We start from the raw sequence: 24985 nt of genomic DNA on the forward strand, positions 1-24985 counted from the left end.
GGTGTCCACACCGGTGGCGGTGCGCTGAACCGTATGAACGCGGACGACTGGAACAAGGACGACTCGGACAGCGACAAGAAGGACGAGTACTCCGACAAGAAGGACGACCACTCCGACAAGAAGGACGACTACTCGTCCGAGAAGAAGTGGGACAAGAAGGACTACGACAAGAAGGACGACTACGACAAGAAGGACGACCACTCCGACAAGAAGGACGACTACTCCGACAAGAAGGACGACTACTCCGACAAGAAGGACGACTACTCCGACAAGAAGGACGACTACTCGTCCGAGAAGAAGTGGGACAAGAAGGACTACGACAAGAAGGACCACGACAAGCCGCACGGCGGTGTCCACACCGGTGGCGGTGGCACGGCCTCCGGTAGCGGCCTTGCCGCTGGTTCGGTCCTGCTGCTCGGCGGCCTCGGTGCCGGTGCGTACATGCTGCGCCGCCGTGGCGCGAACGGCTCCGCCGCGGCCTGACGCCCCCCGGGCCGTACCCGGCCCACGCCCGTCGCGGCCGCCGCCCCCAGGGACGGCGGCCGCGACGTCGCAGCTTCCGAGCCCGGTCGGCGGCCGCCCACCCGTCAGCGCCCCGCCCGGCCCTCACCACGTCGTCACGGCAGTGAAAGGTAACGAACCCGCATGTCCGCGCAGCCTCCCCTCGTGCAGTCGCAGACCGCATCCGCCCCCCGCTCCCTCGGACGCGCCTTGCTCTGGCCTGCCGCGGCCGTCGCTCTGGGTTTCCTGCTGGTCTTCAACTCCTTCGGCACCTCCACGGACGCCAAGCCCCCTGCTCAGCCCGTGGTCTCCGCGCCCGCCGTCGTCCTGTCACCGTCCGCCAAGGCCGAAGAGAAGCGCCTTGAGCTGCCACCCGCCGAACCGAAACGGCTGAAGATCGCGGAGATCGCCGTCGACGCCCCCTTCATGGGCCTGTCCCTCAAGGCGTCGGGCGAGTTGGAGGCGCCGCCGGCGGACAACAGCAATCTGGTCGGCTGGTACGAGGAGGGGGTGGTGCCCGGCGAACGCGGAACGGCGATCGTCGCCGGCCATTTCGACACCAAGAAGGGCCCCGCCGTCTTCATGCAGCTCAGCAAGCTCAAGCGGGGGAGCAAGATCGACATCAGTCGCGAGGACGGCTCGGTCGCCACCTTCGTCGTCGACTCCGTCGAGGCCTTCAGCAAGGAGGACTTCCCCAACAAGCGCGTGTACGCCGACACCCCTGACGCACAGGTGCGGCTGATCACCTGCGCGGGCGAGTACGACAAGAAGGCGCAGGACTACAGCGAGAACCTGGTGGTCTTCGCGCACCTGGGGGCGGTGAAACGGCCGTGACGCCATCCGGGCCGCGGGCGCGCCGCACGTCGAGTGAGTGCGCACACGGCGCATTGTCCTAGCGGTTCCGGGCACCTTCGATACGGGCGGAAGCCGTGGAACCGCCGAGCGGACGGAGGCTCGTGATGCTGCACCACACGATCGAGCGCGGAGTCCTGGTCATCACGCTTCACAACGACGTGTCCCTCGGCAATCGCGTCGCTGTGGCGCACGGCATCGCGTCCCTCGTCAAGGCCCACATGCCGGCCCCTGTGGTGATCGTGCTGGCGGCCTCGGCGGTGAGCGCCGCCGCGCTCGGCACGGTGTTGCGGGCCCACCTCATGTGCAGCCGTCTGCAGGTGCTGATGGCGGTCGTGACGCCGAGCGCGCCCGCCCGCCGTGTGCTCGAGGCGAACGCCGACGTCGGCGGCACCCGCCTCGTCGTGTTCGCGCGCAGCGGCCAGGCGATCGAGGCTCTGGCCGGGTTCGGTCCCGCCTGGGCGGCCTGAGCTCCGCGCCGCGCAGCGGCCCCCACGCCTGCCGGCGTGGGGGCCGCTGCGCATACCGGGCACCCGTATCCGCGAGAGGGCCGGACAGGGTTGACTTTATACCCCCCCGGGGTATGCTGAGGTCTGTGGTCGCGGAGAGCGGCCCCCGATCGAGGAGTGGGTCATGAACACGGGCGTCAGGATCACCGCCTTCGCGGCGGCACTCGCCGCGGCCTTCGGCACCGCCTACGCCGTCGGCCAGGGCATGGACCCCGTGGTGGCCGAGGCGGAGCCGGCGCGGCATGGCGGCCACACGGACGAGGGCCAGGGCGAGGCGCGAGGTGGCCACGACGGTCACGCGGACCAGAGCCGGGGGGCACAGTCCGCTCCGGGCGGCCTCCAGGTGTCCGAGGCGGGCCTCAGGCTGGACCTCGAGACGCAGCGTGTGGAGGCGGGCAGGAACACCGAACTGCGCTTCGCCGTGGTGGACGACAAGAAGGACCGCCACGTGACCGCGTTCCGCCGTGAGCACGGCAAGGAACTGCATCTCATCGTCGCGTCGCGCGATCTGACGACGTATCGGCACCTGCACCCGGTGCGAGCGGCCGACGGCACCTGGTCCGTACCGGTCCGGCTCCCCGAGGCCGGCGGCTACCGCGTCTTCGCCGACTTCACCCCGGACACCAAGGGCGCCCGCGGCCTCACGCTCGGCGCCGACCTCGCCGTGTCCGGCCCCGCCGATCCCGATCCGCTGCCCGCGCCGAGCAGCACCGCCACCGTCGACGGCTACGAGGTCACCCTCACCGGCGGCCTCCGCCCCGGCACGGGCAGCGAACTGCTCTTCGGCGTCGCCAAGGACGGCGAGCCGGTCACCGACCTGCAGCCCTACCTCGGCGCCTACGGGCACCTCGTGGCCCTGCGCTCGGGAGACCTCGCCTATCTGCACGTCCACCCGAACGGCGAGCCCGGCGACGGCACCACGCAGCCCGGGCCGGAGATCTCCTTCACCGCCACGGCACCGAGCAAGGGGGCCTACCGCCTCTTCCTCGACTTCCGGCACGAGGGCAAGGTCCGCACCGCAGCCTTCACGGTCCACGCCGGGGGCCCCGCCGCCGAACGGACACCTGCGGACGGTGACGCGGAATCCGGCCACCGGCACTGACCCGGTCGGCGGACGGCGCCGTGTGAGCGTGCCGTACCCGGGTACCCGCGCCGGTGGGATGAGGGACTGTCGGGCCAGGTGAGGAGGCTGAGATGGGTGCTGACATCTGGGGTTACCCGGAGACCGCCGCATACGTGCCGGGAGCGGAGCTCGTGGGGTTCTCGGTCGAGGCGACCGACGGTTCGATCGGCAAGGTCGACAAGCACACCGAGGAGGTGGGCAGGTCGTACCTCGTCGTGGACACCGGGCCGTGGATCCTCGGCCGCCGTGTGCTGGTCCCCGCGGGCGTCGTCTCGCGCATCGACACCGCCGACCAGGTCGTCCATCTCTCCTGCACCAAGGCCGAGGTGAAGGACTCGCCGCCGTTCGAGAGCGGTCGGCACGAGGAGGACCTGAGCTACCTCCAGCTCATCGAGCACTACTACGCGAACCGCCACATGTGATGGACGCCAGGCGGCCGGTCCGCCGTGCCGCGACGACGGCCGTGCTCAGCACGACCGTCGTCGCGCACAGCACGGTCGGAGTCACTCTGCGCTGCATGAATCATTCCTTCCCAGGCGAGCCGGGGGTGCCTGCGGCGTGCTCACGCCGGGACGCGCACCGTGTCAGGGGGTGAACGGGCCGTCGGGTCAAGGCAGTCGGGGCGTCGGTGATGGCGGTCGCCCTCGTGGTGGTCGCCGTGGACGCGCACGTTCCTGAATCCCGCGTACCGGTGCGGCGGCGGAGCAGGAGACGGCGAGCGGACGCCGTCCATCATCGCGATCCGGAGCGGCGTGACAGCGGTGGCGCGCGCGAGCGGCAGGGCGGCGTCGAAGTGCGACAAATGCACCCAAGACGGCTTCCGAGTTCGCCGGAGGCATACGGGTCGCTCCGGCGAAAAGGGGAACGGCCGAAGGGGCGGCCCAGCCGGAGCCGTCCGGGCCAATCCCGTGCACCCGTCCGCGCTGCGGCCCGGCGTGGCACGTTGCGGCGGGCCCGGCGGAAGGGTGCTCTATGGCTCGCCCGAACCCGTACCGGCCGCGTGCCGGCTTCCCCGTCAGGAGGCACCGGATGCACCGCACCGCAGCCCTCGCCGCAGCGGCCCTTCTCGCCGTCGCGGCAGCCGTCCCCTCGGCCCTCCCCGCAGCGGCGTCCCAGGCGCCGGAGCCGGCGGACAAGCCGGTCCCGCGCCCTGGACTGTTCCTCACCGTCTCGGGCGCGGAGAACACCTGGATCCGCGGTGTGCTGCTGCACTGCAGCCCCGTGCCGAGCGGCCCGCACCCCGACGCCGCCGGCGCCTGCGCCGCCCTCGACGCGGCCCGCGGCGACCTGGACAGCCTGCCGGGCGAGCCGCACCCGTGCACGAAGCAGTACGACCCGGTCACGGTGAGCGCCACCGGCGCCTGGCGCGGCCGGCCGACCGCCTGGCACAAGACCTTCTCGAACGCGTGTGAACTGGCCGCCGCGACCGGGGCCGTCTTCCGCTTCTGACGCCCGCGGCCGGCGCCCGGCCTCAGCTCCGCGAGGCGACCACGCCGATGGTCACCAGGCCGAGCACCACCCACCCGAACCACAGCCAGCCGTTGCTGCCGAGTGCCGCCGTGTAGGCCGTCACGGCCACGAGGGACCCGACGGTCAGCACTCCCATGACCTTCGTCGAACCGGACATGCGCGCGCCCTCCTTCGACGGCGGGAACCGTCGGGACCATGGTCGCGCGTAAGGAGGGCCCCGCGCCAGCGGCCCGCGTAAACCGGCCGGGGACTACCGGCGGCGCGTCACCGGCCGCGGGCCTGGAGCGAGGCGAGATACGCGTTGTACGCCTCCAGCTCCTTGTCACCGTCCCGGTCCGCCGCCCGGTCGCGGCGCTTGGCCTGCCGCTGGTCGGAGCGGTACCACTGGAAGACCAGCGCGATGAGCACCAGCACGGAGGGGATCTCGCTGAACGCCCAGGCGATGCCACCCGCCGCGTTCTGGTCCGACAGCGCGTCGATGCCCAGGGACGCGGGCGGATTCTCGTACGCCTCGACCATCGGGGCGGTCGCCATCATCAGCGCGATCCCGAAGAACGCGTGGAACGGCATGCCCGCGAACAGCTCCAGCATCCGCATCACGTAGCCCGGCCGGTGGGGGCCCGGGTCCACGCCCATGATCGGCCAGAAGAACACCAGGCCCACCGCGAGGAAGTGCAGCATCATCGCGATGTGGCCGGGCTTCGACTCCATCAGGAAGTCGAACAGCGGCGTGAAGTACAGCCCGTACAGGCTCGCGATGAACAGCGGGATCGTGAAGGCCGGGTGGGTGACGACCCGCATGTACCGGCTGTGCAGCAGCATCAGGAGCAGCTCGCGGGGACCCTTGCGGCCCCGGCCGGCGACGGGCAGCGCCCGCAGCGCGAGCGTGATCGGTGCGCCGAGCAGGATCACGATCGGCGACAGCATGCTGATGACCATGTGCTGCACCATGTGCACGCTGAACATGACCATGCCGTAGTCGTTCAGCTTGGTGCACATCACCAGTGCGACACTGAGCACGCCGACGGTGAACCAGACCGTACGGCTCACCGGCCACGCGTCCCCGCGTGCGCGCAGCCGGGCGACGCCCCACCCGTACAGGCCGAGCGCCAGCAGGCAGCCGACCAGGAAGAAGGGGTCCGGTGAGAGCTCCAGGCCCCGCCCCAGCGTGAACGGCGGCAGATCCATGGTCATGCCGTGCCCGCTGTGATCCATCTGTGTGCTCCCGGGCTCCCGATTCGTGCCTGTTGTCCGGACCAGACTAGATGTGCCCCCGGCCGCGACCGCGACCGGGGGCACAACGCAGGGCAGGGAGCCGGATCAGAGCACGCACTCCGCCTCGTCGTACCGGTCCGCGGGAACCGTCTTCAGCGTCCGGGTCGCCTCGGCGAGCGGCACCATCGTGATGTCCGTGCCGCGCAGCGCCGTCAGCATCCCGAACTCGCCGCGGTGCGCCGCCTCCACCGCGTGCCAGCCGAACCGCGTGGCCAGCACACGGTCGTAGGCGGTCGGGGTGCCACCGCGCTGCACGTGGCCGAGGATCACCGGACGGGCCTCCTTGTCGAGCCGCTGCTCCAGCTCGACGGAGAGCTGGCGGGCGACGCCCGCGAACCGCTCGTGCCCGTAGATGTCCTTGCCGCCCTCGTCCCAGCGCATCGTGCCCTCGCGGGGCTTCGCGCCCTCGGCGACGACCACGATCGCGAACTTCTTGCCGGCCGAGAACCGCTCGCCGACCCGCGCGGTCAGCTCGTCGATGTCGAAGGGGCGCTCCGGGACGACGATCGCGTGGGCGCCGGCCGCCATGCCCGAGTGGAGCGCGATCCATCCCGTGTGCCGGCCCATGACCTCCACGATCAGCACCCGCTGGTGCGATTCGGCCGTGGTCTTCAGCCGGTCCAGCGCCTCCGTCGCGACACCGACGGCGGTGTCGAAACCGAAGGTCACGTCGGTGGACGCGATGTCGTTGTCGATCGTCTTCGGCACGCCCACGATGGGCAGGCCGGCCTCCGACAGCAGGTGGGCCGCCTTGAGCGTGCCCTCGCCGCCGATCGGAATGATCGCGTCGAGACCGAGGTCGGCGACATGGCCCTTGGCCCGCTCCACACCGTCGCGCAGATGCGCGGGCTGGACGCGGGAGGAACCGAGGATCGTGCCGCCACGGGCCAGGATGCCGCCCACCGCGTCCAGGTCGAGCTTGCGGTAGTCGCCCTCCAGGAGGCCCTTCCAGCCGTCGTGGAATCCGATGACCTCGTCGTCGTGGTCGACGACGGCACGGTGCACGACGGAACGGATGACGGCGTTCAGACCGGGGCAGTCGCCGCCGGAGGTGAGCACACCAATGCGCATAGCCCGAAAACCTTTACAACGTGGGCCGACTCCCGGACCACGTCGTCCGGTTGGATCCCCGCCACCCTACCGGCGTCGGGCGGCCGGTCAGAAACGGGCGTCCGACAGGTGGGACCGGGCCGGCGACCCCTTCGCTCGGCTGAGCGAAGGGGTCTTCAGGATGTGCGCTCGACTGAGCGGAGACGGCGTCAGGCGGGCTGGGTGGCGGACGCGATCCGCTCGGCGCGCAGGGCCTCGTACCAGCGGTCGTCGGTCGGCGGCAGCGCGTTCACGTCGAGCGCCAGCTTCAGCAGCAGGTCCGCGATCTGCGGGTTGCGGGCCATCACGGGACCGTGCATGTACGTGCCGAAGACGGTGTCGTTGTACGCCCCTTCGGTGCCGTCCCCGGTGCCGTTGCCGCGGCCGAGGACCGTGCGCGCGAACGGCCGGGCGGTCGGGCCGAGGTGGGTGACGCCCTGGTGGTTCTCGAAGCCCGTCAGCTGGGGCAGCCCCAACTGGGGGTCGATGTCGGCCAGGACGTCGCCGACGCAGCGGGCGCCCTCGCCGCGCGTGGAGATCACGTCGATCAGGCCGAGACCCGGCTCGCGCTCGCCGAGGTCGTTGATGAACTCATGGCCGAGGATCTGGTACCCGGCGCAGACCGAGAAGATGATCGCGCCGTTGGAGGCCGCACGGCTCAGGCCGCCGTCGCGGCGCAGCCGCTCGGCCGCGAGCCGCTGGGGGCGGTCCTCGCCGCCGCCGATCAGGTAGATGTCGCCGGATGTCGGCACGGGCTGGTCGCTGCGCACGTCGATGCGCATCACGTCGAGACCGCGCTGGCGGGCGCGGCGCTCGACGACGAGCGCGTTGCCCTGGTCGCCGTAGGTGCTGAGCAGATCCGGGTAGACCCACACCAGACGCAGACTGCTGTCACTCATTCCCATAAGTCCTTTTCGTCCGTCCGCTCGTCAGTCGCTCAGTTGCCGACGCGGCGGCGCACGTCCTGGAAGGCGGTGTAGTTGGCGATCAGCTCGATCCGGCCCGGCGGGGCCGTCTGCACGGCCTCGTCGACCGTCTCGCACACGCGGAAGTCCAGGCCCGCGACCTCGAGCCGTACTGCGAGGTCGAGCTTGCGGTCGCCGATCACGAAGATCGGGTGCCCGGCGAGTCGCGTGTAGTCGACGTCCCACAGCCACGAGGTGTCGGTGCCGTCCGCGCCGCGGGCGTTGACGGACAGGATCACCGGCGTCGGCGGCGGGTCGATCAGCGAGAACGTCTCCAGCCAGCCGGCCGGGTTCTTCGCGAGCAGCAGCCGCACGTCGCGGCCGAGGAAGGAGACGACGTCGTACCGGCCGGCGACGGCCTGGACCTGGTACATGCGCTCCAGCGCGACCTGCGGCGGAACGCCGAAGCAGGCGGCGACGGCGGCCGAGGTGGCGGCGTTCGCCTTGTTGGCGCGGCCGGGCAGCTGGAGGTGGATCGGCCAGGCCGAGCCGTGCGGGTCGAGGACGTGGTCACCGCTGAGCACCCAGCTCGGGGCGGGACGGCGGAAGCCGCACTCGCCGCAGAACCAGTCGTCGCCCGGGCGCTGCATCACACCGCCGCAGGACGGGCAGGACCAGGCGTCGTCCTTCCACTCCTGCCCGGCGGCCACCCACACCACATTGGGGGAGGAGGACGCGGCCCACACGACCAGCGGGTCGTCGGCGTTCGCGATCACGGTGGCCTTCGCGCCCGTGAGGCCCTCACGCCACTTCTCGGCCAGCATCCGGGTCTCGGCCGCGCGGTCCAGCTGGTCGCGGGAGAGGTTGAGCAGCGCGATGGCCTTGGGCGTCACGTCCCTGGCCACACCGGCGAGGTACTTCTCGTCGACCTCGATCACACCGAACTTCGCGTCCGAGCCGCCGGCCAGTGCGGAGGTGATGCCCGCAGGCATGTTGGCGCCGAGCGCGTTCGAGACGACGGGGCCGCTGGCGCGCAGGGCCTCCGCGATCAGCCGCGTGGTCGTGGTCTTTCCGTTGGTCGCCGACACGAGGACGACGTCCAGGTGCTGCGCGAGCCGTCCCAGCAGGTCGGGGTCCAGCTTGAGCGCCACCCGGCCGCCGATCACCGATCCGCTGCCGCGCCCGGCGGCGCGCGACACCGCCGCTGCGGCCTTGCCCGCCGTAACGGCCAGCTTGGCTCGTGGCGTCAGCTCCGAGTTGCCTGACATCGTCCTTGATCCTCCTAGCATCGGTCGGGAGTCAGCCTATCGACCTCTTCTCGGCAGCCCGTACCGCGGCACCGTCGGAATACGTGGAGGTCACGGGGGGACCTGCGCGGAACGTAGGCTGGTCGCCATGCGAAACCGGCCCATCCCCGGCAGTTCCGGACTGGTCAGGCCCATGAGCCTGCTCGGTGATCCGGTGCTGCACGCCCCCTGCGAGCCCGTCACCGACTTCGGCGCGGACCTGGGGCGGCTCGTCGAGGACATGTTCGCGACGATGTACGCGGCACAGGGTGTCGGTCTCGCGGCCAACCAGGTCGGCGTCGCGCTGCGGGTCTTCGTCTACGACTGCCCCGACGACGAGGACGTCCGCCACTTCGGGCACGTCGTCAACCCGCGTCTGGTCGAGGCCGACGGCCTCACGGTCCGCGGCCCGGAGGGCTGCCTGTCCCTCCCGGGCCTGGAGGCGGGGACGGAGCGGTTCGACCGGGCGGTCGTGGAGGGCGTGACGGTGGACGGCGAGCCGGTCCGCGTCGAGGGCACGGGGTTCTTCGCGCGCTGTCTGCAGCACGAGTGCGATCATGTGGACGGTCTGGTGTACGCGGACCGGCTGACGCCGTGGCGGCGCGGGCGCCTGGCGCGGGCGGCCCGCAAGGCGCCGTGGTCGACGCCGGAGGGCGTGTCGCGCCTGCGGCGCGCTCAGTCCGGGGCCCTTCTTCCCCCACCCCGCCCCTTCCCGTAACCGGGGCTCCGCCCCAGACCCCGTCCCCCTGCGCCCTGACGGGCGCCGCGTTGGACTCCGTGCCCGGACCGCCATGTGCTTTGCGCCCTGGCGGGCGGGGTATTAGGGGGTTTCGCCCCATAACTCCGTTCCCGGTTCGGTGCCGGCCTCCGGTCGTGTGCCGGGCTCTGCGTGGTGGGACGGGGTGTTGGGCTCCGCGCCCAGGACCGCCGTGCTCTGCGCCCGGCGGGGCGTGGACTTTTGAGGCTTCGCCCCGTGCTCGTGCCGTCTTCGGGTGGTGCTCTGTGTCCTGGCGGGCGCGGGCTTTCGGGGTTTCGTCCCGGGACCGGGACCGCGCCTCGCGCGGTGTCCTCAAGCGTCGGACGAGCAGGAAACCCCAGCCCCGCCGGCGATTGAGGCGCAGCCGCCCCGGATACGCAGCGCGGTGTATCCGTCAGAAGCCCGGGCCGCCCACACGGTCAGGGGCGTCGAAGAGGCGGCCGCACAGGAGGTCCGTCAGGCTTTTCACCAACTGCGCGCGCGAGCACGGGCGTTCGCCCAGCCACCAGTCGCCCGCCGCGTGCATCATGCCGACGATGCCGTGGCCCCACACACGCGCCAGCAGGTCGCCGCCCGGGCCCAGGTCGACGCGGTCGGCGATCACCTTGCCCAGCTCCTCGCCGAGGCGGCGCAACAGCGGGGCCGAGTGGCGGCCGACGTCGAAGCCCTGTTCGGAGGGCTGGTTGTCCTCCGCCGGGTGCATCAGGAAGCGGTAGACCTGGGGCCGCGCCTCGATGGCCGCGAGATAGGTGTCCAGCGTTCCCGCCACCCGCTCGCGGCGGTCGACGTCCGCGTCCACCGCCACCTGCAGGGCCCGCAGCAGGGCGTCGGTGTGGCGCTTCGCCAGGGCCCGGTACAGCCCGCCCTTGTCGCCGAAGTGACGGTAGAGGATCGGCTTTGTGATGCCCGCCTCGGCCGCGATCGCGTTCATGGAGGCGTGCGGCCCCTCGCGGAGCACCACCCGGTCCGCTGCTTCGAGCAGCTCCCGTCGCCGCTGGTCCGCCGACCGCTGCTGGTGTGCGCTGTCCATGCCCTGTTCTCTCCCCGCCCTTGCGAATGCGTGACGCGCAAGGTAACACCCGCTGCGGAGGACCGTTGATCCGGTGGCCTCGGTTGACAGGTTCTACTGCCCGGTAACAGACTTCGAGTTACCGCAAGTAACGCCCTGGCGGGCGCCGTAGTGCTGGAGGGGACATGGCCGAGTTCACGCTCGATCTCAACGAGGACCAGAAGCAGGTCCGGGACTGGCTCAACGGCTTCGCCAAGGACGTGATGCGCCCGGCCGCGGCCGAGTGGGACGAGCGTGAGGAGACCCCCTGGCCCGTCATCCAGGAGGCGGCCAAGCTCGGCATCTACTCCCTGGACTTCTACGCCCAGCAGTTCTTCGACCCCACCGGCCTCGGCATCCCGATGACGATGGAGGAGCTGTTCTGGGGCGACGCGGGCATCGCCCTGTCGATCGTCGGCACCGGCCTGGCCGCCGTAGGCGTCATCGCCAACGGCACCGAGGAGCAGATCGGCACGTGGATCCCGCAGATGTACGGCGATGCCGACGACGTCAAGGTCGCCGCCTTCTGCTCCTCCGAGCCCGACGCCGGCAGCGACGTCGCCTCCATGCGCACCCGCGCCGTATACGACGAGGCCAAGGACGAGTGGGTCCTCAACGGCACCAAGACCTGGGCGACCAACGGCGGCATCGCGAGCGTCCACGTCGTCGTCGCCGTCGTCGATCCCGCACTCGGCTCCAAGGGGCACGCGTCCTTCATCGTGCCGCCGAACACCCCCGGCCTCTTTCAGGGCCAGAAGTTCAAGAAGCACGGCATCCGCGCCTCGCACACCGCCGAGGTCGTCCTGGAGAACGTCCGCGTCCCCGGCCACTGCCTCCTCGGCGGCAAGGAGAAGCTGGACGAGCGCCTGGCCAAGGCGCGCGAGAGGGCCAGGTCCGGCGGCGAGCGAAGCGAGATGGGGGTCCCCCCGGCCGGAGGCGGGGGGAGGGTCAAGAACGCGGCGATGGCCACCTTCGAGGCGTCCCGCCCCGCCGTCGGCGCCATGGCGGTGGGCACCGCCCGTGCCGCGTACGAGGAGGCGCTCGAATACGCCACCACCCGCGAGCAGTTCGGACGCCCGATCATCGACAACCAGGGCGTCGCCTTCCAGCTCGCCGACATGCGCACGCAGATCGACGCCGCCCGCCTGCTGGTGTGGCGGGCCTCCTGGATGGCGACCACGGGCAAGCCGTTCACCTCGGCCGAGGGGTCCATGTCCAAGCTGTTCGCCAGTGAGACCGCCAAGAAGGTCACCGCCCAGGCCATCCAGATCCTCGGCGGCAACGGGTACACCCGCGAGTACCCGGTGGAGCGCATGCACCGCGACGCCGCGATCTACACCATCTTCGAGGGCACCAGCGAGATCCAGCGCCTGGTCATCGCCCGCACGCTCTCGGGCATGCCGATCCGCTGACGGGCCGGCGCGGCGAAGGCTCCCGTCCCGCCCGGGACCGGAGCCCTCGCGGTGCGCCCGGCGGCCCGTCAGGCAGCCAGCAGCCCCTCGATCGCCGTCACGACCTCGGCGGACTCCGGCTCGGTGCGCGGGCGGAAGCGGGTGACCTCGCCCTGCGGGGAGATCAGGAACTTCTCGAAGTTCCACTGGACGTCACCCGCTTCGCCGGCCGCGTCCGCGGTCTTCGTCAGCTCCGCGTACAACGGGTGCCGACCCTCGCCGTTCACCTCGGCCTTCTCCAGCAGCGGGAAGGTCACACCGTACGTCGCCGAGCAGAACGCACCGATCTCCTCCGCGTTGCCCGGCTCCTGGCCCGCGAACTGGTTGCACGGCACGCCGAGCACCGTGAGACCCCGGTCGCCGTACGTCTTCTGCAGCCGCTCCAGGCCCTCGTACTGCGGCGTCAGGCCGCAGCGGGACGCCACGTTCACCACGAGCACGGCCTTGCCGCGGTGGTCGGCGAGCGACGTCGGCTCGCCCGTCAGGGTGCGCAACGGGATGTCGAAAAGGGACATCGAGGACTCCTTCGTACCTGTGTTTATGTGATTCTTATTCTTCGTGTAGCGTGCGCGCGTTCGATAAGCATGCAACCACGAGGAAGTCCGCCATGAGCGCCCCGACGTCCCCCTCCGCCCCGCAGGACCCCCAGCAGTTCCCGCAGGGGCAGCCCGATGCTGCTCCCGCTCCCCAGCCGGCCAAGAAGGGCATCGTCCGGAAGCTCCTCGGGGTCGTCGTCCTCATCGTCGTCGCTGTGGCCGTGAAGCTCGGCGCCGGCTACATCCTCGGTGACGCCCCGGTCCGCGCCGAGGCCGGCGACTGCGTCCAGGTCACCGGTCCGGACGACGCCCCCGAGGTCGAGACCAAGAAGTGCGGTGAGAAGGGCGCCAACTACAAGGTCGTCAAGGTCATCGAGAACAGCTTCGACGTCAACGCCTGCACCGTGGGCGAGGCCGCCCTGGCGCAGCAGTGGGACGCCGACAAGTTCGTGCTCTGCCTCGACCCGGCCAAGTAAGCGGCCGCGAGGGGTCCGTCAGGGCGCACCCGCCGCCGGCAGCTCACGCGGCCACTCGCCGACGGAGCGCAGCAGCTCGATGAACGCGCGCTCCGCCGGCGACAGCAGACGGTCCCTGCGGCGGACGAGATTGACGGGCCGTGACCGCGGCACCGGACTGACCGGCAGCACCGCCAGCGTCCCGGCCCGTACGTCGTCCACCACGGCGTGCTCGGAGATGAGGGCGAGCCCGAGACCCGCCACCACGCACTGCTTGACCGCCTCGGGCCCCAGACGTCACCCCGCGACACACGGGTCAACTCCCGGTCCGCGAGCACCTGTTCCTGGAACTCCCGCGTCTGGGACCCCGGCTCGCGCAACAGGAAGCGGCAGCCCGCCAGATCGCGCGGGCACACCTCGTCCCGCGCCGCCGGCGGATGCCCCGGCGCCGCGATGAGCACCAGACGCTCACCGAGCACCGTCTCCGGCACCAGCTGGGACGCCGTCGGCGCACCCGCGACCACCGCGACTGCGATGTCCCCGGCCAGCAGCCGCTCCAGCACGGCCTCGTTGTTGCACACGAAGATGTCGCACTCGATGCCCGGATGCCGCTCCCGGAAGCGCGCCAGCAGCGTCGGCAGCAGATACGTGCCGACCGTCGTCGAACCGCCGACCAGCAGCCGCCCCGACGTCAGCCCGCTCACCTGCTGCACCGCCGCCACGGCCTCCTCGGCCAGCAGGAACACCCGCTTGCCGTACTCCGCCAGCACCTCGCCCTCGGCCGTCGGCCGCGCCCGCGAGCCCGAACGGTCGATCAGGGTGACCTTCAGGGACTGCTCCAGCCGGCGCACCTGGTTGGAGACCGACGGCTGACTCATTGCCCGGCCCGGTGCTACCCATGAAAAGGCGGGACGGCGAACACGAGGCGGCCGTCCCGGCTCTTCGACCTCAGGGGGATCCGCACATGACCGAACCGCTGACCCCCGAGCCGTCCGTCACCGTCGTCAACGGCGTCGGCGGGGCCGGCATGACGCTCTCCTTCGGCCTCGCCGAGGAGGTCGTCGACGCCTGAACGGATGGAAGGGCCCCTGCGGGAACGTCCTGACGCCGTTGGCGCATACGGACCCAGCGTGACGCCGGCCTTCACGACCTGATGGTGGTGAAGGCCGACGTCGCGTTCTGGGAAGGGCGTCGGTGTCCTTGCGCATCGAGGAGCCGGGGGAGGCCCCCGGCCGCGACGGTCCGCGTGGCCGTCCAGGCTGCGGCGGCTGGTTACATGCCCCCAGCCGATAGGGGCCCCAGCCGACAGGGGGATGAGCCGTTGGAGACGGGACAATGGAGACCGGGCGGCGCGTAAGGCGAGACGTCGGCGTGCGAGTACAGACGCGGGCGCTCGACAGGCTCCCGCGCACCTGGCGGTCTCTTCCCGGCCGGCCTGCCCTTCTTGTCTCCTCGCGTCGACACGTCCCTCTGCGCCCGGTGCTGAAGCAGTGCGATTTACACCCTCTGATCTGCGGGTTCTCCGGCGGGTGCCGTGCGCCGCGCGTGGGTGTGGGCGATTTGCCGGACTCTCTGACGCCTCAATTATGGCATTCGCATATGACTTCCCGAATAACCATCTGGCGATTGCCCAAAGCGCACTGAATTTCATGGCCGGATTACATTGACAGTCTGCTCGGTTCCGCGCGTTAATTGATCGCCCGAGGTGGCGGATCTTCTCGCACGGATGCGCAAATCGACCAATTTTGTGACCAGGGTGATCGTAGAAACATGTTGGGCCATACCGTAGTTGAGGTGTGATCGCCTGGGCGTCAGCGCGGAAGTGTCGAATCCGGATTCCCTATGGAGGGATTAATGGCCCTTCTCGACTCCTTCACCATTCCAGACTTCCATCTGCCCTTCGAATCCTCCAAACATCCGCAGTCGGGCCAGGCCAACGACGAGGCGACCTCGTGGGCACTTCGCCGTGGGCTGATCACCGACGCGGCGGAGCAGTTCGCCGGCATCGGTTTCGGGCACCTGTCCGGGCGGGTGTGTCATGCGGCGCCCTACCGGCACGTCGTGCTGCTTGCCGAGTGGATGGCCTGGTCGTTCGTACTCGATGACCAGCACGACCACCTCATCCGGGCGGGTCGCCTGGAGGCGTGGCGTCCCGTCACCGATGCGATCACCGGGTACCTCGCCACGGGGAAGATCGACGGTGCGCCGCGCCACCATCCACTGGTGGCCGGATTCGTCGACCTGTGCGACCGCATCCTGGCCGAGATGCCGCCGAGCACAGGGGAGCGCTACCGGGGGCACATCCCCCTCATGCTGCGCTCCCTCGACCAAGAGGCGGTCAACCGGAACTCCGCACAGCAGCCGACGATCGAAGACTACGTCCACATGCGCCGGCACAGTTCCCAACTGCTGCCGATGATGGACATGGTGGAGGCCGGTCTGGGCGTGGAAGTGCCCCCGGAGGTGTACAACAGCTCCGCGTTCCAGGACCTCGTGAGCAGTGCGCTGGACGTCATCTCATGGGGCAACGACGTCTTCTCCCTGCGCAAGGAGTTCTCCTGCGGGGACAACAACAACCTCGTCTCCCTCCTTGCCTGGTGGAACGAGTGGTCACTGCCACAGGCCGTGCTCGCCGTCCAGGAGCGCACTCGCGTCCGCGTCGAGGACTTCCTGGCCGCCGCGCAGGGGCTGCCCGATGTGCTGGACACGCTCGGGGTGACGGACCCCTCGGTACGTGCCGGGGTCGCGCGCTGTGTGAAGAGCTATCAGGACTGGATGATCGGCGCGGACCTCTGGCAGCGGTACGAGTGCACCCGCTACAACGATGAACGGTGGGTCGCGGGCCTCGAGTCCACGTACACACGCCCGGATCTGGTCCCGGGGATATGACCGGTAGGACGGAGAGGTCGCCCATGGCGCACGTCAACCCGCCACGCGACGCGGCGGTGGCTCCGGGCAGTCTTCCCGTCCTCGGCCACGCACTGCAGTTGTGGCGCAGGCCGATAGCGTTCCTGGAGTCGCTGCGGACGCACGGCGACGTAGTGAGGGTCGACGTGGCCACCTGGCCCGTCCACGTCCTCACCAGCCCGGAACTGATCCAGACCGTACTGGTCGGTGACGCGAAGAACTTCGGGCGCGGCAGGGTCTTCGACAGGCTGCGCCCGCTGTTCGGCAACGGTCTTCCGTTGACCGACGGCGAGTTCCACCGCAAGCAGCGCCGTCTGCTGCAACCGGCGTTCCACCGCGATCACATCACCGCCTACGCGGAGGTGATGTGCCGACAGGCGGACGAGATGTCCACGTCGTGGACCGCCGGCCAAGAGATCTCGGTGACGACGGAGATGCGCCGGTTCGCGCTGTCCTCGGTCGCGACGATGATCTTCTCCGGCAACCTCGGACGGTCGGCTGTCGAGGAAGTGCACCGCTCGTTCCCCATCCTCGTGGAGGGCATCCTCAGGCGAGCGATCATGCCGAAGTCACTGGACCGGTTACCGGTCACGATGAACCGGCGGTTCGACGCGGCCGCCGCACGACTGCGCCGGATCATCGACGAGGTGATCGCGCGGTACGGCCTTGAGGAGTCGGGCCGTGACGACTTTCTGTCTCTGCTCTTGTCCACCGTGGACGCCGAGACGGGCGAGACGATGAGCGACGAGCAAGTGCGGGACGAAGTGATCTCCATCTTCTTCGCCGCGACGGAAACGTCGGCCACGGTGCTGTCCTGGATCTTCCATGAACTCGCCCGTCATCCGGAGGTGGAGAGGCGCCTGCACGCCGAAGTCGACGAAGTGATCGGCACGCGGCCCGTCCGTCCCGCCGACGTCGCCGGTCTCACGTATACGAACAATGTGTTCCAGGAGGCGCTTCGCCTGCATTCGCCGCTGCTGTTCACCAGGCGCGCCCTGGTTCCGGTGAAGATCGGTGGCGCCTCGATCCCGGCCGGAGCCGAGCTGGGCTACAGCCCCTACGCGCTCCATCGGGACCCTGCGCTGTACCACGAGCCCGGGACATTTGATCCGGATCGTTGGAACACCGACTCGGCGGACCGGCCACGCCCTCACAGGTTCATTCCGTTCGGGGCAGGTCAGCACAAATGCATCGGGGATTCCTTCGCGGCGTCAGAGATCGTGATCGCGGTGGCGACCGTGGCGGCCCGGTGGCGGTTGGTCCATGCTCCGGGCACCACTGTGCGCGAAGTTCCCGCAGGTATCCCGCAGCCGGATGCGCTGGCCATGATTCCCCTCGCACGACACTGACGGAATGGGGTCCTGCCACCTTCGAGGCGATCGTCGGCCGGTCTCGCGACCGCCTGCCCGCGGCTGCGTCAGCGGAGGGTACAGGCCCACCCACGAATGAGTGGCCGATTTCCCTGAAAATGGTCGCAAGGAGTATCACCCCACCTCTCTGACCGTACACTCGGCGGCACGCGCTGGAGGGGGCAAGAGGTGACACAGGTCGTGGAGCAGCAGGGGTGGGCTCATCAGCCCATTCTCGAACGGGAAGCCGAAGTCCACGCGATCCAGCATGCGTTGGACGAGTTGTACGGAGCCTCGGCCAACGGCTCGGGTGCGCGACGGGGCGGCGTGCTCGTCTTCGCAGCACCAGCCGGAATGGGCAAGACCACCCTGCTCGCCGAAGCCCGCCGGCACGCCACCGAACGCGGCTGCACGGTGCTTTCCGCGCGCGGCGGCGAGCAGGAGAAGCAGGTGCCGTTCCATGTGGTGCGCCAGCTCATCCAGCCCACGGTAGCCGCCATGAGCGAGGGCGAGCACCGCGAGATCCTGGGGCACTGGTACGGCATCGTCGCACCGGCCATCGGTCTGACCGCCCCGCAGGACGGCATCGCACCCGACCCCCAGGGCGTGCGCGACGGTCTCGACTGGGTCGTCAGCCGACTGTCGGTGCGCTCCACGCCCGTCGTGCTGATTCTCGACGACGCGCACTGGGCAGACGCGGAATCCCTCGCGTGGCTCACCGCCTTCGCCACACGTGCCCAGCAACTGGGGATGCTGATCGTCGTGGCCTGCAGGCCGGATGAGCTACCTCCCGACGCCACCGTGCTGCACACTCTGGCCTCGCGCCACGGGGCACGCCCGCACCAGCTGGAGCCCCTCACATCGAGTGCGGTGGCGCGCATAGTGCGCAGCGCGCTCGGCGACGGCGCCGACGACCTGTTCTGCCGGGAATGTTGGACGATCACCGGTGGAAACCCGTTCGAGGTCGTCGAGCTCACCGCGAAGGCCCGCGAGCGTGGCCTGAAGCCACAACGGGACAACATTCCCCACCTCCGTGATCTCGCCTCGGCCGTCAAGGGCAGCGGGCTCATTGAACGGCTCGAACAGCTTGGCCCCTCCACCGTCCGGCTCGCATGGGCCGCCGCGGTGCTGGGCACCGGTATTTCCACCAGGATCGCGGCCAGCGTCGCCGCGCTCGGCGACGCGCAGATCAACGAGGCAATCGACCAACTGCACGCCGCGCGCATCCTGACGGTCCTGACCACGGTGAAACGCGACGAGGTCGTGGAGTTCTTCCACCCGCTGATCGCCACCGCCGTGTACCGGTCCATCCCTCCAGGTGTACGCGTCGCCATGCACGGAATGGCGGCGAAGGCGGTCATCGACGCCGGCCTCGGCGCCGGGGTCGCCGCCCGCCACATGCTGGAGATGCATCCGGAAGGCGACCCCTGGGTCGTGCAGCAGCTGCGCCAGGCCGCCCGCGAAAACTTCTCCGCAGGAGCCCCTGACGCCGCCCGCCGCTATCTCGCCCGCGCTCTGCGTGAACCGCCGGATCCGGAGGACCGAGCCCAGGTGTTGTTCGAACTCGGCTCAGCCAGTCTTCTCCACGAACCCGCCACCACCGTCAACCACCTGCGGGCCGCACTGGAAGAGCCCGAGATCGAACAGGGTCTACGGGAAGACGTCATCTACCGGCTCGCCCAAGCACTCGCCCACACCGGCCAGTTGGCGCAGGCAACCGAACTCCTCGCGGACGAGGCCCGCCGCGCCTCCAGCGCCCGCACCAAACTGCGGATGCAAGCCGAGCAGTTCAAATGGAATGCGGTCCGCGTCGACGAGCAGGACTCGCCGGCCCGCTCCCGTCTGCTGGCACAGTTCGCCAAGCGCCTCACCGGCCACAGCGTGGCCGAACGCCACATCCTGGGGCTGCGGGGCTGGGACTGCGTGATGCGCGGCGAACCCTCTGCCAGGGCCCTGCAGTACGCGGAACGGGCGCTGGACGGCGGCCTGCGCTGGACCGACCAGGACTTCGGGTTCGAGGTGCCGGCCGTCATTGCTCTCACCCTCATGTACTGCGATCAGCCGGGCAGGGCCGAAGAACTGTTCAGCGAAGCCATCACCGAGTTCGAAGCACGAGGATGGCGCGGCGCGCACCTGTCCTTCGCCTACACCCTGCTCGGCTACGTCCGCTACCGGCGCGGACGGCTCACCGAAGCAGAGGACTTCGCACGCCAGGGACTTGAGATCGCCGACCGGGTGGGGCACGGAATCCCCGCGCAGTGGCAGGCGGTCGGCACCCTCATCGAGACCCAGCTCGCCCACGGACACACCGCCGAGGCCCTGCGCGTCGCGGACGCCTACGACTTCGGAAAGGACTTCCCCAACTCGGTCATCTACCCCGACCCCCAAGCCGTCTGGGGAAAGCTCCTTCTGGCCCGCGGCATGCATGACGAGGCCGAGCGGCAGCTCGCCCAAGCCGGCCAACGCCTCGACAGCCGGGGCACACGCAACCCCTCGTGGAGCCCCTGGCAACTCGACCTCGCCCTGGCGCAGGCCAAGCATCAACCCGAGAAGGCCCGTGCCACCGCGGAAGAGGCCGTTGCGCGCGCCCGCGCATTCGGCACCGCCGGCATCATCGGTCACGCACTGCGCGTCCAGGCGGCGACCACCGACCCGGCCGAGGCGGTCGCCCTCCTCCAGGAAGCCGTCGAGCACCTCGAGCAGTCCCCCGCCGCGTACGAACTCGCGCACGCGCTCATCGACCACGGCACCGCCCTGCACGCCGTCGGCGACCTGGAGCGCGCCGCCCACCAGCTCTACTCCGGCATGGAAGCCGCGACCGCCTGCGGCGCCGAAGCCCTCGCAACCCGCGCCCGATCCGAGCTCGCCGCCGCCGGACTGCGCCCGCGTCGCCGCCAGGTCACGGAACAGGACACCCTCTCCACAGCGGAGAGCGCCGCAGCCCGCCGCGCCGCGGTCGGGCTCGACAACGCGGCGATCGCCGCCGAGCTCGGCACGAGTGAGCATGCCGTATCGAAACTGCTGTCCGCGGTCTTCACCAAACTGGGAACCGACCGAGTGGGCCTGGGCCGCGCGCTCGGCATGTGATCCGGCGGGGCGCGGGACGGACACCCGGACCCACGCCGAAGCCGGGAGCGGCAGCCCGCAGCCGTGGCTGTGTCTGCTGCCCGGGGCCCGTTCTGTGCCGCTCGCGCGGTGCGGTGCGGGCCCCTGCGGCGTCCCCGGCCCCCTTCCCCCTCCCGAAACCGCGCGGGTGCCGGGCCCTTCGCCGTGGTGCGCTTTCAGTAGCCGATACAGGCCGAATGCCACGCGGTGTAGAACTCCCACACCTGAGGCGAGCACTCAGGAGGACCGTACTGGGACGCCTTCGCGCCGGTGTGCGGCAGATGCGCGTACGCGCCGACTCCCGGACGGTTCACGTGCAGCACCCCCGCCTCGAGGTGTTCCACCGCCTCGAACGCCCGCGACTGGGACGCGGCGCGGCCCGTGCCGCGTCGACTGCCCGGTCCACGTCGACGCCGCCCGATTCGGCGAACTCGCCGACGGCGTCGGTGAAGTCGGCCGGGTTGATGTTCTCCCTGGTCAGTCCCGACTCGGCCGGGACCCACTGTCCGTCGATGAAGTTGAGCCGAAGGTGCTGTGACTGAGCCATGCCCTCCCCCTCGCTGGACCACGTCGGCACCGCTGCCGGACCCGGCCAGACTCTCCGACGGAAAGCGCCGTCACAACGCGCGATTGCCGAATGCCACCGATAGCCCCGGCCTATCGGGCGCGTTCCCGTCGGCGGAGAGCGGGCGGCCGACGCCGCCAGGGCACGGCGATCTTCCCTCGCGGCCGGCGGCGCACCGTCGACGAACGGCTGGACAGCCTGTACGCCGACGACGCCGCGTCCTGCACGACGTGACGCCCCTGCTGCCGGAGGAGGAGGGGCCCAAGTACCGGGACATGCTGCCGACCGGTTACACCGGCCGGAACAGGCCCTCCTGCACCACCGACACCAGCAGCTGACCTTCCCGGTTGTAGATCCGGCCGCGCGCCAGGCCGCGGCCGCCGGTCGAGATCGGGGACTCCTGGTCGTACAGGAACCACTCGTCCGCCCGGAAGGGGCGGTGGAACCACATCGCGTGGTCCAGCGACGCCATGTCGAAGCCGCGCGGTCCCCAGAGCGGCTCGACGGGGATGCGCACCGCGTCCAGGAGCGTCATGTCGCTCGCGTACGTCAGCGCGCACGTGTGCACCAGCGGGTCGTCGCCCAGCGGGCCCACGGCGCGCATCCACACCGCGCTGCGCGGGTCCGCGTCCTTCAGCTCCTCGCGGGTCCAGCGCAGCCGGTCGACGTAGCGGATGTCGAACGGCTGCCGCCGGGCCATCCGCTCCAGCGACTCGGGCAGATGGCCCAGGTGGTCGCGGATCTCGTCCACGAGCATCGGCAGGGTCTCCGGGGCGGGCACGTGCCGGGGCGGCAACTGGTGCTCGATGCCGCCCTGCTCCGGGCGGTGGAAGGACGCCGTCAGGTTGAAGATCGTCTTCCCCTGCTGTACGGCGGTCGTGCGGCGCGTGGTGAACGACCGGCCGTCCCGGACCCGTTCGACCTGGTAGACGATCGGCACACCCGGGATCCCCGGCCGCAGGAAGTACGCGTGCAGCGAGTGCACGGGGCGCTCGCCGTCCGTCGTCCGGCCGGCCGCGACCAGCGCCTGGCCCGCGACCTGTCCGCCGAAGACGCGTTGCAGCGACTCCTCGGGGCTGCGTCCACGGAAGATGTTGACCTCGATCTGCTCCAGGTCGAGCAGATCGACCAGCCGCTCGGCCGGATTCGTCATGACGGGTCGTCCTCTCGATGCGGTTCAGAGCTGGCCGACGGAGGTGAGGCGCACGACCGCCCGGCCCTCCTCGTCGGAGGCCGCCAGATCGACCTCCGCGCTGATGCCCCAGTCATGGTCGCCGTTCGGGTCGGCGAACGTCTGGCGCACACGCCACAGACCGTGCGCCGGGTCCTCCTCGATGGCGAGGAGCTTCGGGCCGCGGGCGTCCGGGCCTGTGCCCAGATCGTCGTACTCGTCCCAGTAGGCGTCCATCGCCTCGCCCCACGCCTCCTCGTCCCAGCCGGACTCGGCGTCCATCTCGCCCAGTTCGCCGACCTGGTCGAGAGCGGCGAGCTCCACCCGGCGGAACATGGCGTTGCGGACCAGGACGCGGAAGGCGCGGGCGTTCGCCGTGACCGGCCTGACCTGGTCGGCCTTCTCCTGCGCCTCCTCGGCCGTCTCCACCTCGGGGTTCGCCAGCTGTTCCCACTCGTCCAGCAGGCTGGAGTCCACCTGTCGGACCATCTCGCCCAGCCAGGCGGTCAGATCCTCCAGGTCCTCGGTCTTGATGTCGTCCGGGATGGTGTGGTCCAGCGCCTTGTACGCGCTCGCCAGATAGCGCAGCACGATGCCCTCGGTGCGGGCCAGCTCGTAGAAGGACGTGAACTCCGTGAAGGACAGCGCCCGTTCGTACATGTCACGGATGACCGACTTCGGCGACACCGGGTGGTCGCCGACCCACGGGTGCGACTTCTTGTACGTGTTGTACGCGTGCCAGAGCAGCTCTTCGAGCGGCTTGGGGTACGAGATGTCCTGGAGCCGCTCCATCCGCTCCTCGTACTCGATGCCGTCCGCCTTCATCGCGCCCACGGCCTCGCCGCGCGCCTTGTTCTGCTGGGCGGCCAGGATCTGGCGCGGGTCGTCGAGCGTCGACTCGACGACGGAGACCATGTCGAGCGCGTACGACGGAGACTCCGGGTCCAGCAGCTCGAACGCTGCCAGCGCGAACGTCGACAGCGGCTGGTTGAGCGCGAAGTCCTGCTGGAGGTCGACGGTGAGCCGGATCGTGCGGCCCTCGGCGTCGGGCTCGTCGAGTTGCTCGACGACCCCGCCGTCCAGCAGCGAGCGGTAGATCGCGATGGCACGGCGGATGTGCCGCAGCTGGTTCCTGCGCGGCTCGTGGTTGTCCTCGAGCAGCTTGCGCATCGCTTCGAAGGCGTTGCCCGGCCGGGCGATGACCGACAGCAGCATGGTGTGGGTGACACGGAAGCGCGAGGTCAGCGGCTCGGGCTCGGAGGCGATCAGCTTCTCGAAGCTGTTCTCCGTCCAGCCGACGAAGCCCTCCGGGGCCTTCTTGCGCACCACCTTGCGGCGCTTCTTGGGGTCGTCGCCCGCCTTCGCGAGCGCCTTCTCGTTCTCGATGACGTGCTCCGGCGCCTGCGCGACCACGAAGCCGGCCGTGTCGAAGCCCGCGCGCCCCGCCCGGCCCGCGATCTGGTGGAACTCGCGCGCCCGCAGCGTCCGCACCCGGTTGCCGTCGTACTTGGTGAGCGCCGTGAACAGCACCGTGCGGATGGGGACGTTGACGCCGACGCCCAGCGTGTCCGTGCCGCAGATGACCTTCAGCAGACCTGCCTGTGCCAGCTTCTCGACCAGCCGCCGGTACTTGGGCAGCATGCCCGCGTGGTGCACACCGATGCCGTGCCGCACGTAACGGGACAGGTTCCTGCCGAACTTGGTGGTGAAGCGGAAATTGCCGATCAGCTCGGCGATCTTGTCCTTCTCCTCGCGCGAGCACATGTTGATGCTCATCAGCGACTGCGCCCGCTCGACGGCCTGCGCCTGGGTGAAGTGGACGATGTAGACCGGCGCCTGCTTGGTCTCCAGGAGCTCGGTCAGCGTCTCGGTGATCGGCGTCAGCCGGTACTCGTACGAGAGCGGGACCGGGCGCGTCGCGGATCGGACGACGGACGTGGGGCGTCCCGTGCGGCGCGTGAGGTCCTTCTCGAACATCGACACGTCGCCGAGCGTCGCCGACATCAGGACGAACTGCGCCTGCGGCAGTTCCAGCAGCGGGATCTGCCAGGCCCAGCCGCGGTCCGGCTCCGCGTAGAAATGGAACTCGTCCATCACGACCTGGCCGATGTCGGCGTCCTTGCCGTCACGCAGCGCGATCGACGCGAGCACCTCGGCGGTGCAGCAGATCACGGGGGCGTCGGCGTTGACCGAGGCGTCGCCCGTCAGCATGCCGACGTTCTCCGTGCCGAACAGCTTGCACAGGTCGAAGAACTTCTCCGACACCAGCGCCTTGATCGGCGCCGTGTAGAAGGTGACCTGGTCGTTGGCCAGCGCCGTGAAGTGCGCACCCGCCGCGACCAGGCTCTTCCCGGAACCCGTGGGGGTGGACAGGATCACGTTCGCCCCCGAGACCACCTCGATCAGGGCCTCCTCCTGAGCCGGGTACAGCGTGATGCCCCGCTCCTGGGTCCAGGAGGAGAAGGCGTCGAAGAGGGCATCGGGGTCGGCGTCGGGCGGCAGCTGATCGATAAGGGTCACGCCCCCATCTTGCCTGGCTTCCGCCCGGATGAGGGAACCGGCCGCCGCAGCGAAGATCACGAACGATACGCTGCCCTGTCAACTGGGGTTCGGCACAACGGCAATGGGGCG

24 protein-coding genes and 2 pseudogenes are annotated in these 24985 nt (G+C 70.1%); 12 read left to right on the forward strand and 14 right to left on the reverse strand.

The window, feature by feature from the left end:
* The 5 genes and pseudogenes from HW130_RS04880 to HW130_RS04900 form a co-directional block, all read left to right on the forward strand.
* Window positions 1-483, forward strand: a pseudogene (locus HW130_RS04880) (hypothetical protein); the annotation flags it as partial.
* A gap of 162 nt (window positions 484-645) precedes the next feature.
* Window positions 646-1335: a class F sortase gene (locus tag HW130_RS04885; protein ID WP_177148158.1), complete on the forward strand. Its 690-nt coding sequence runs from the start codon at window positions 646-648 to the stop codon at window positions 1333-1335.
* 125 nt (window positions 1336-1460) lie between these two features.
* On the forward strand, window positions 1461-1823 hold the full coding sequence (locus tag HW130_RS04890; RefSeq protein WP_177148159.1) for a hypothetical protein: 363 nt from the start codon (window positions 1461-1463) through the stop codon (window positions 1821-1823).
* A 163-nt stretch (window positions 1824-1986) separates the two neighbouring features.
* Window positions 1987-2964 carry a hypothetical protein gene (locus HW130_RS04895; protein ID WP_177148160.1) on the forward strand — a complete coding sequence of 326 codons (978 nt, stop codon included), beginning with the start codon at window positions 1987-1989 and terminating at the stop codon, window positions 2962-2964.
* A 92-nt stretch (window positions 2965-3056) separates the two neighbouring features.
* Complete coding sequence (locus tag HW130_RS04900; RefSeq protein ID WP_177148161.1) at window positions 3057-3407, forward strand: PRC-barrel domain containing protein; 351 nt, start codon at window positions 3057-3059, stop codon at window positions 3405-3407.
* A 140-nt stretch (window positions 3408-3547) separates the two neighbouring features.
* Here the strand turns inward: HW130_RS04900 and HW130_RS04905 are convergent, their stop codons facing one another.
* A complete protein-coding gene (locus HW130_RS04905; protein ID WP_177148162.1) occupies window positions 3548-3793 on the reverse strand; it encodes a hypothetical protein in 246 nt (81 codons plus the stop codon).
* A 221-nt stretch (window positions 3794-4014) separates the two neighbouring features.
* On the opposite strand from HW130_RS04905, the gene HW130_RS04910 reads away from it, so the two are divergent.
* Complete coding sequence (locus HW130_RS04910; protein WP_177148163.1) at window positions 4015-4434, forward strand: SSI family serine proteinase inhibitor; 420 nt, start codon at window positions 4015-4017, stop codon at window positions 4432-4434.
* A 22-nt stretch (window positions 4435-4456) separates the two neighbouring features.
* Here the strand turns inward: HW130_RS04910 and HW130_RS04915 are convergent, their stop codons facing one another.
* From HW130_RS04915 to HW130_RS04935, 5 genes are all read right to left on the reverse strand, one after another.
* Window positions 4457-4612, reverse strand: coding sequence for a hypothetical protein (locus HW130_RS04915; protein ID WP_177148164.1), 156 nt, complete (start codon window positions 4610-4612; stop codon window positions 4457-4459).
* A gap of 107 nt (window positions 4613-4719) precedes the next feature.
* Entirely contained in the window at window positions 4720-5670 is a 951-nt protein-coding gene (locus HW130_RS04920; RefSeq protein ID WP_177148165.1) for a cytochrome c oxidase assembly protein, read from the reverse strand.
* Between the two features lie 105 nt (window positions 5671-5775).
* Window positions 5776-6801, reverse strand: a complete 1026-nt coding sequence (locus HW130_RS04925) for a 6-phosphofructokinase (protein WP_177148166.1) — start codon at window positions 6799-6801, stop codon at window positions 5776-5778.
* 188 nt (window positions 6802-6989) lie between these two features.
* On the reverse strand, window positions 6990-7718 hold the full coding sequence (locus HW130_RS04930) for a type 1 glutamine amidotransferase (protein WP_177148167.1): 729 nt from the start codon (window positions 7716-7718) through the stop codon (window positions 6990-6992).
* Between the two features lie 38 nt (window positions 7719-7756).
* Window positions 7757-8992, reverse strand: coding sequence for a MurT ligase domain-containing protein (locus HW130_RS04935; protein ID WP_177148168.1), 1236 nt, complete (start codon window positions 8990-8992; stop codon window positions 7757-7759).
* Window positions 8993-9119: 127 nt separating this feature from the next.
* Here HW130_RS04935 and def point away from each other — a divergent pair, with 127 nt between their 5' ends.
* Window positions 9120-9728, forward strand: coding sequence for a peptide deformylase (def, locus tag HW130_RS04940; RefSeq protein WP_177148169.1), 609 nt, complete (start codon window positions 9120-9122; stop codon window positions 9726-9728).
* Between the two features lie 433 nt (window positions 9729-10161).
* Here the strand turns inward: def and HW130_RS04945 are convergent, their stop codons facing one another.
* Window positions 10162-10797, reverse strand: coding sequence for a TetR family transcriptional regulator (locus tag HW130_RS04945; RefSeq protein ID WP_177148170.1), 636 nt, complete (start codon window positions 10795-10797; stop codon window positions 10162-10164).
* Window positions 10798-10961: 164 nt separating this feature from the next.
* On the opposite strand from HW130_RS04945, the gene HW130_RS04950 reads away from it, so the two are divergent.
* Window positions 10962-12227, forward strand: coding sequence for an acyl-CoA dehydrogenase family protein (locus HW130_RS04950; RefSeq protein ID WP_177148171.1), 1266 nt, complete (start codon window positions 10962-10964; stop codon window positions 12225-12227).
* A 68-nt stretch (window positions 12228-12295) separates the two neighbouring features.
* Here HW130_RS04950 and HW130_RS04955 read toward each other — a convergent pair whose 3' ends face one another.
* Window positions 12296-12781 (reverse strand): glutathione peroxidase, encoded by a 486-nt coding sequence (locus HW130_RS04955; RefSeq protein WP_177148172.1) that lies wholly within the window; start codon window positions 12779-12781, stop codon window positions 12296-12298.
* Between the two features lie 92 nt (window positions 12782-12873).
* Here HW130_RS04955 and HW130_RS04960 point away from each other — a divergent pair, with 92 nt between their 5' ends.
* A complete protein-coding gene (locus HW130_RS04960) occupies window positions 12874-13278 on the forward strand; it encodes a hypothetical protein (RefSeq protein WP_177148173.1) in 405 nt (134 codons plus the stop codon).
* Between the two features lie 18 nt (window positions 13279-13296).
* Here the strand turns inward: HW130_RS04960 and HW130_RS35355 are convergent, their stop codons facing one another.
* Both HW130_RS35355 and HW130_RS36950 read right to left on the reverse strand, forming a co-directional pair.
* The gene (locus HW130_RS35355) at window positions 13297-13521 is read right to left on the reverse strand and encodes a LysR substrate-binding domain-containing protein (protein WP_218183142.1); all 225 of its coding nucleotides are present in this window, start codon (window positions 13519-13521) and stop codon (window positions 13297-13299) included.
* A gap of 107 nt (window positions 13522-13628) precedes the next feature.
* A pseudogene (locus HW130_RS36950) lies at window positions 13629-14135 on the reverse strand (LysR family transcriptional regulator); the annotation flags it as partial.
* Window positions 14136-15111: 976 nt separating this feature from the next.
* Between HW130_RS36950 and HW130_RS04970 the strand changes: the two are divergent.
* The 3 genes from HW130_RS04970 (at window position 15112) to HW130_RS04980 (ending at window position 20600) form a co-directional block, all read left to right on the forward strand.
* On the forward strand, window positions 15112-16146 hold the full coding sequence (locus tag HW130_RS04970) for a lyase (protein ID WP_177148174.1): 1035 nt from the start codon (window positions 15112-15114) through the stop codon (window positions 16144-16146).
* A 23-nt stretch (window positions 16147-16169) separates the two neighbouring features.
* The gene (locus HW130_RS04975; RefSeq protein ID WP_256355870.1) at window positions 16170-17513 is read left to right on the forward strand and encodes a cytochrome P450; all 1344 of its coding nucleotides are present in this window, start codon (window positions 16170-16172) and stop codon (window positions 17511-17513) included.
* 189 nt (window positions 17514-17702) lie between these two features.
* Entirely contained in the window at window positions 17703-20600 is a 2898-nt protein-coding gene (locus tag HW130_RS04980) for an AAA family ATPase (RefSeq protein WP_309140327.1), read from the forward strand.
* A 194-nt stretch (window positions 20601-20794) separates the two neighbouring features.
* Here HW130_RS04980 and HW130_RS04985 read toward each other — a convergent pair whose 3' ends face one another.
* The 4 genes from HW130_RS04985 to HW130_RS05000 all read right to left on the reverse strand — a co-directional run bounded on the left by HW130_RS04985 (window position 20795) and on the right by HW130_RS05000 (window position 24934).
* Window positions 20795-20932, reverse strand: coding sequence for a hypothetical protein (locus HW130_RS04985; RefSeq protein ID WP_309140328.1), 138 nt, complete (start codon window positions 20930-20932; stop codon window positions 20795-20797).
* A complete protein-coding gene (locus HW130_RS04990) occupies window positions 20929-21165 on the reverse strand; it encodes a hypothetical protein (RefSeq protein ID WP_177148155.1) in 237 nt (78 codons plus the stop codon). The genes HW130_RS04985 and HW130_RS04990 overlap by 4 nt, the downstream gene beginning before the upstream one ends.
* A 307-nt stretch (window positions 21166-21472) precedes the next feature.
* On the reverse strand, window positions 21473-22336 hold the full coding sequence (locus HW130_RS04995) for an acyl-CoA thioesterase II (protein WP_177148176.1): 864 nt from the start codon (window positions 22334-22336) through the stop codon (window positions 21473-21475).
* A 24-nt stretch (window positions 22337-22360) separates the two neighbouring features.
* On the reverse strand, window positions 22361-24934 hold the full coding sequence (locus HW130_RS05000) for an RNA helicase (RefSeq protein ID WP_177148177.1): 2574 nt from the start codon (window positions 24932-24934) through the stop codon (window positions 22361-22363).
* Window positions 24935-24985: the final 51 nt, after the last annotated feature.

It is taken from the genome of Streptomyces sp. PKU-EA00015, from assembly GCF_013387495.1.
In the GTDB taxonomy this organism is placed as follows: Bacteria; Actinomycetota; Actinomycetes; order Streptomycetales; family Streptomycetaceae; genus Streptomyces.

Excerpts from the sequence above, each read along its gene's own strand:
- HW130_RS04885 (WP_177148158.1), top strand. The coding sequence starts at position 646 with ATGTCCGCGCAGCCTCCCCTCGTGCAGTCGCAGACCGCATCCGCCCCC.
- HW130_RS04890 (WP_177148159.1), top strand. The coding sequence starts at position 1,461 with ATGCTGCACCACACGATCGAGCGCGGAGTCCTGGTCATCACGCTTCAC.
- HW130_RS04895 (WP_177148160.1), top strand. The coding sequence starts at position 1,987 with ATGAACACGGGCGTCAGGATCACCGCCTTCGCGGCGGCACTCGCCGCG.
- HW130_RS04900 (WP_177148161.1), top strand. The coding sequence starts at position 3,057 with ATGGGTGCTGACATCTGGGGTTACCCGGAGACCGCCGCATACGTGCCG.
- HW130_RS04910 (WP_177148163.1), top strand. The coding sequence starts at position 4,015 with ATGCACCGCACCGCAGCCCTCGCCGCAGCGGCCCTTCTCGCCGTCGCG.
- HW130_RS04915 (WP_177148164.1), bottom strand. The coding sequence starts at position 4,612 with ATGTCCGGTTCGACGAAGGTCATGGGAGTGCTGACCGTCGGGTCCCTC.
- HW130_RS04920 (WP_177148165.1), bottom strand. The coding sequence starts at position 5,670 with ATGGATCACAGCGGGCACGGCATGACCATGGATCTGCCGCCGTTCACG.
- HW130_RS04925 (WP_177148166.1), bottom strand. The coding sequence starts at position 6,801 with ATGCGCATTGGTGTGCTCACCTCCGGCGGCGACTGCCCCGGTCTGAAC.
- HW130_RS04930 (WP_177148167.1), bottom strand. The coding sequence starts at position 7,718 with ATGAGTGACAGCAGTCTGCGTCTGGTGTGGGTCTACCCGGATCTGCTC.
- HW130_RS04935 (WP_177148168.1), bottom strand. The coding sequence starts at position 8,992 with ATGTCAGGCAACTCGGAGCTGACGCCACGAGCCAAGCTGGCCGTTACG.
- def (WP_177148169.1), top strand. The coding sequence starts at position 9,120 with ATGCGAAACCGGCCCATCCCCGGCAGTTCCGGACTGGTCAGGCCCATG.
- HW130_RS04945 (WP_177148170.1), bottom strand. The coding sequence starts at position 10,797 with ATGGACAGCGCACACCAGCAGCGGTCGGCGGACCAGCGGCGACGGGAG.
- HW130_RS04950 (WP_177148171.1), top strand. The coding sequence starts at position 10,962 with ATGGCCGAGTTCACGCTCGATCTCAACGAGGACCAGAAGCAGGTCCGG.
- HW130_RS04955 (WP_177148172.1), bottom strand. The coding sequence starts at position 12,781 with ATGTCCCTTTTCGACATCCCGTTGCGCACCCTGACGGGCGAGCCGACG.
- HW130_RS04960 (WP_177148173.1), top strand. The coding sequence starts at position 12,874 with ATGAGCGCCCCGACGTCCCCCTCCGCCCCGCAGGACCCCCAGCAGTTC.
- HW130_RS04970 (WP_177148174.1), top strand. The coding sequence starts at position 15,112 with ATGGCCCTTCTCGACTCCTTCACCATTCCAGACTTCCATCTGCCCTTC.
- HW130_RS04975 (WP_256355870.1), top strand. The coding sequence starts at position 16,170 with ATGGCGCACGTCAACCCGCCACGCGACGCGGCGGTGGCTCCGGGCAGT.
- HW130_RS04990 (WP_177148155.1), bottom strand. The coding sequence starts at position 21,165 with ATGGCTCAGTCACAGCACCTTCGGCTCAACTTCATCGACGGACAGTGG.
- HW130_RS04995 (WP_177148176.1), bottom strand. The coding sequence starts at position 22,336 with ATGACGAATCCGGCCGAGCGGCTGGTCGATCTGCTCGACCTGGAGCAG.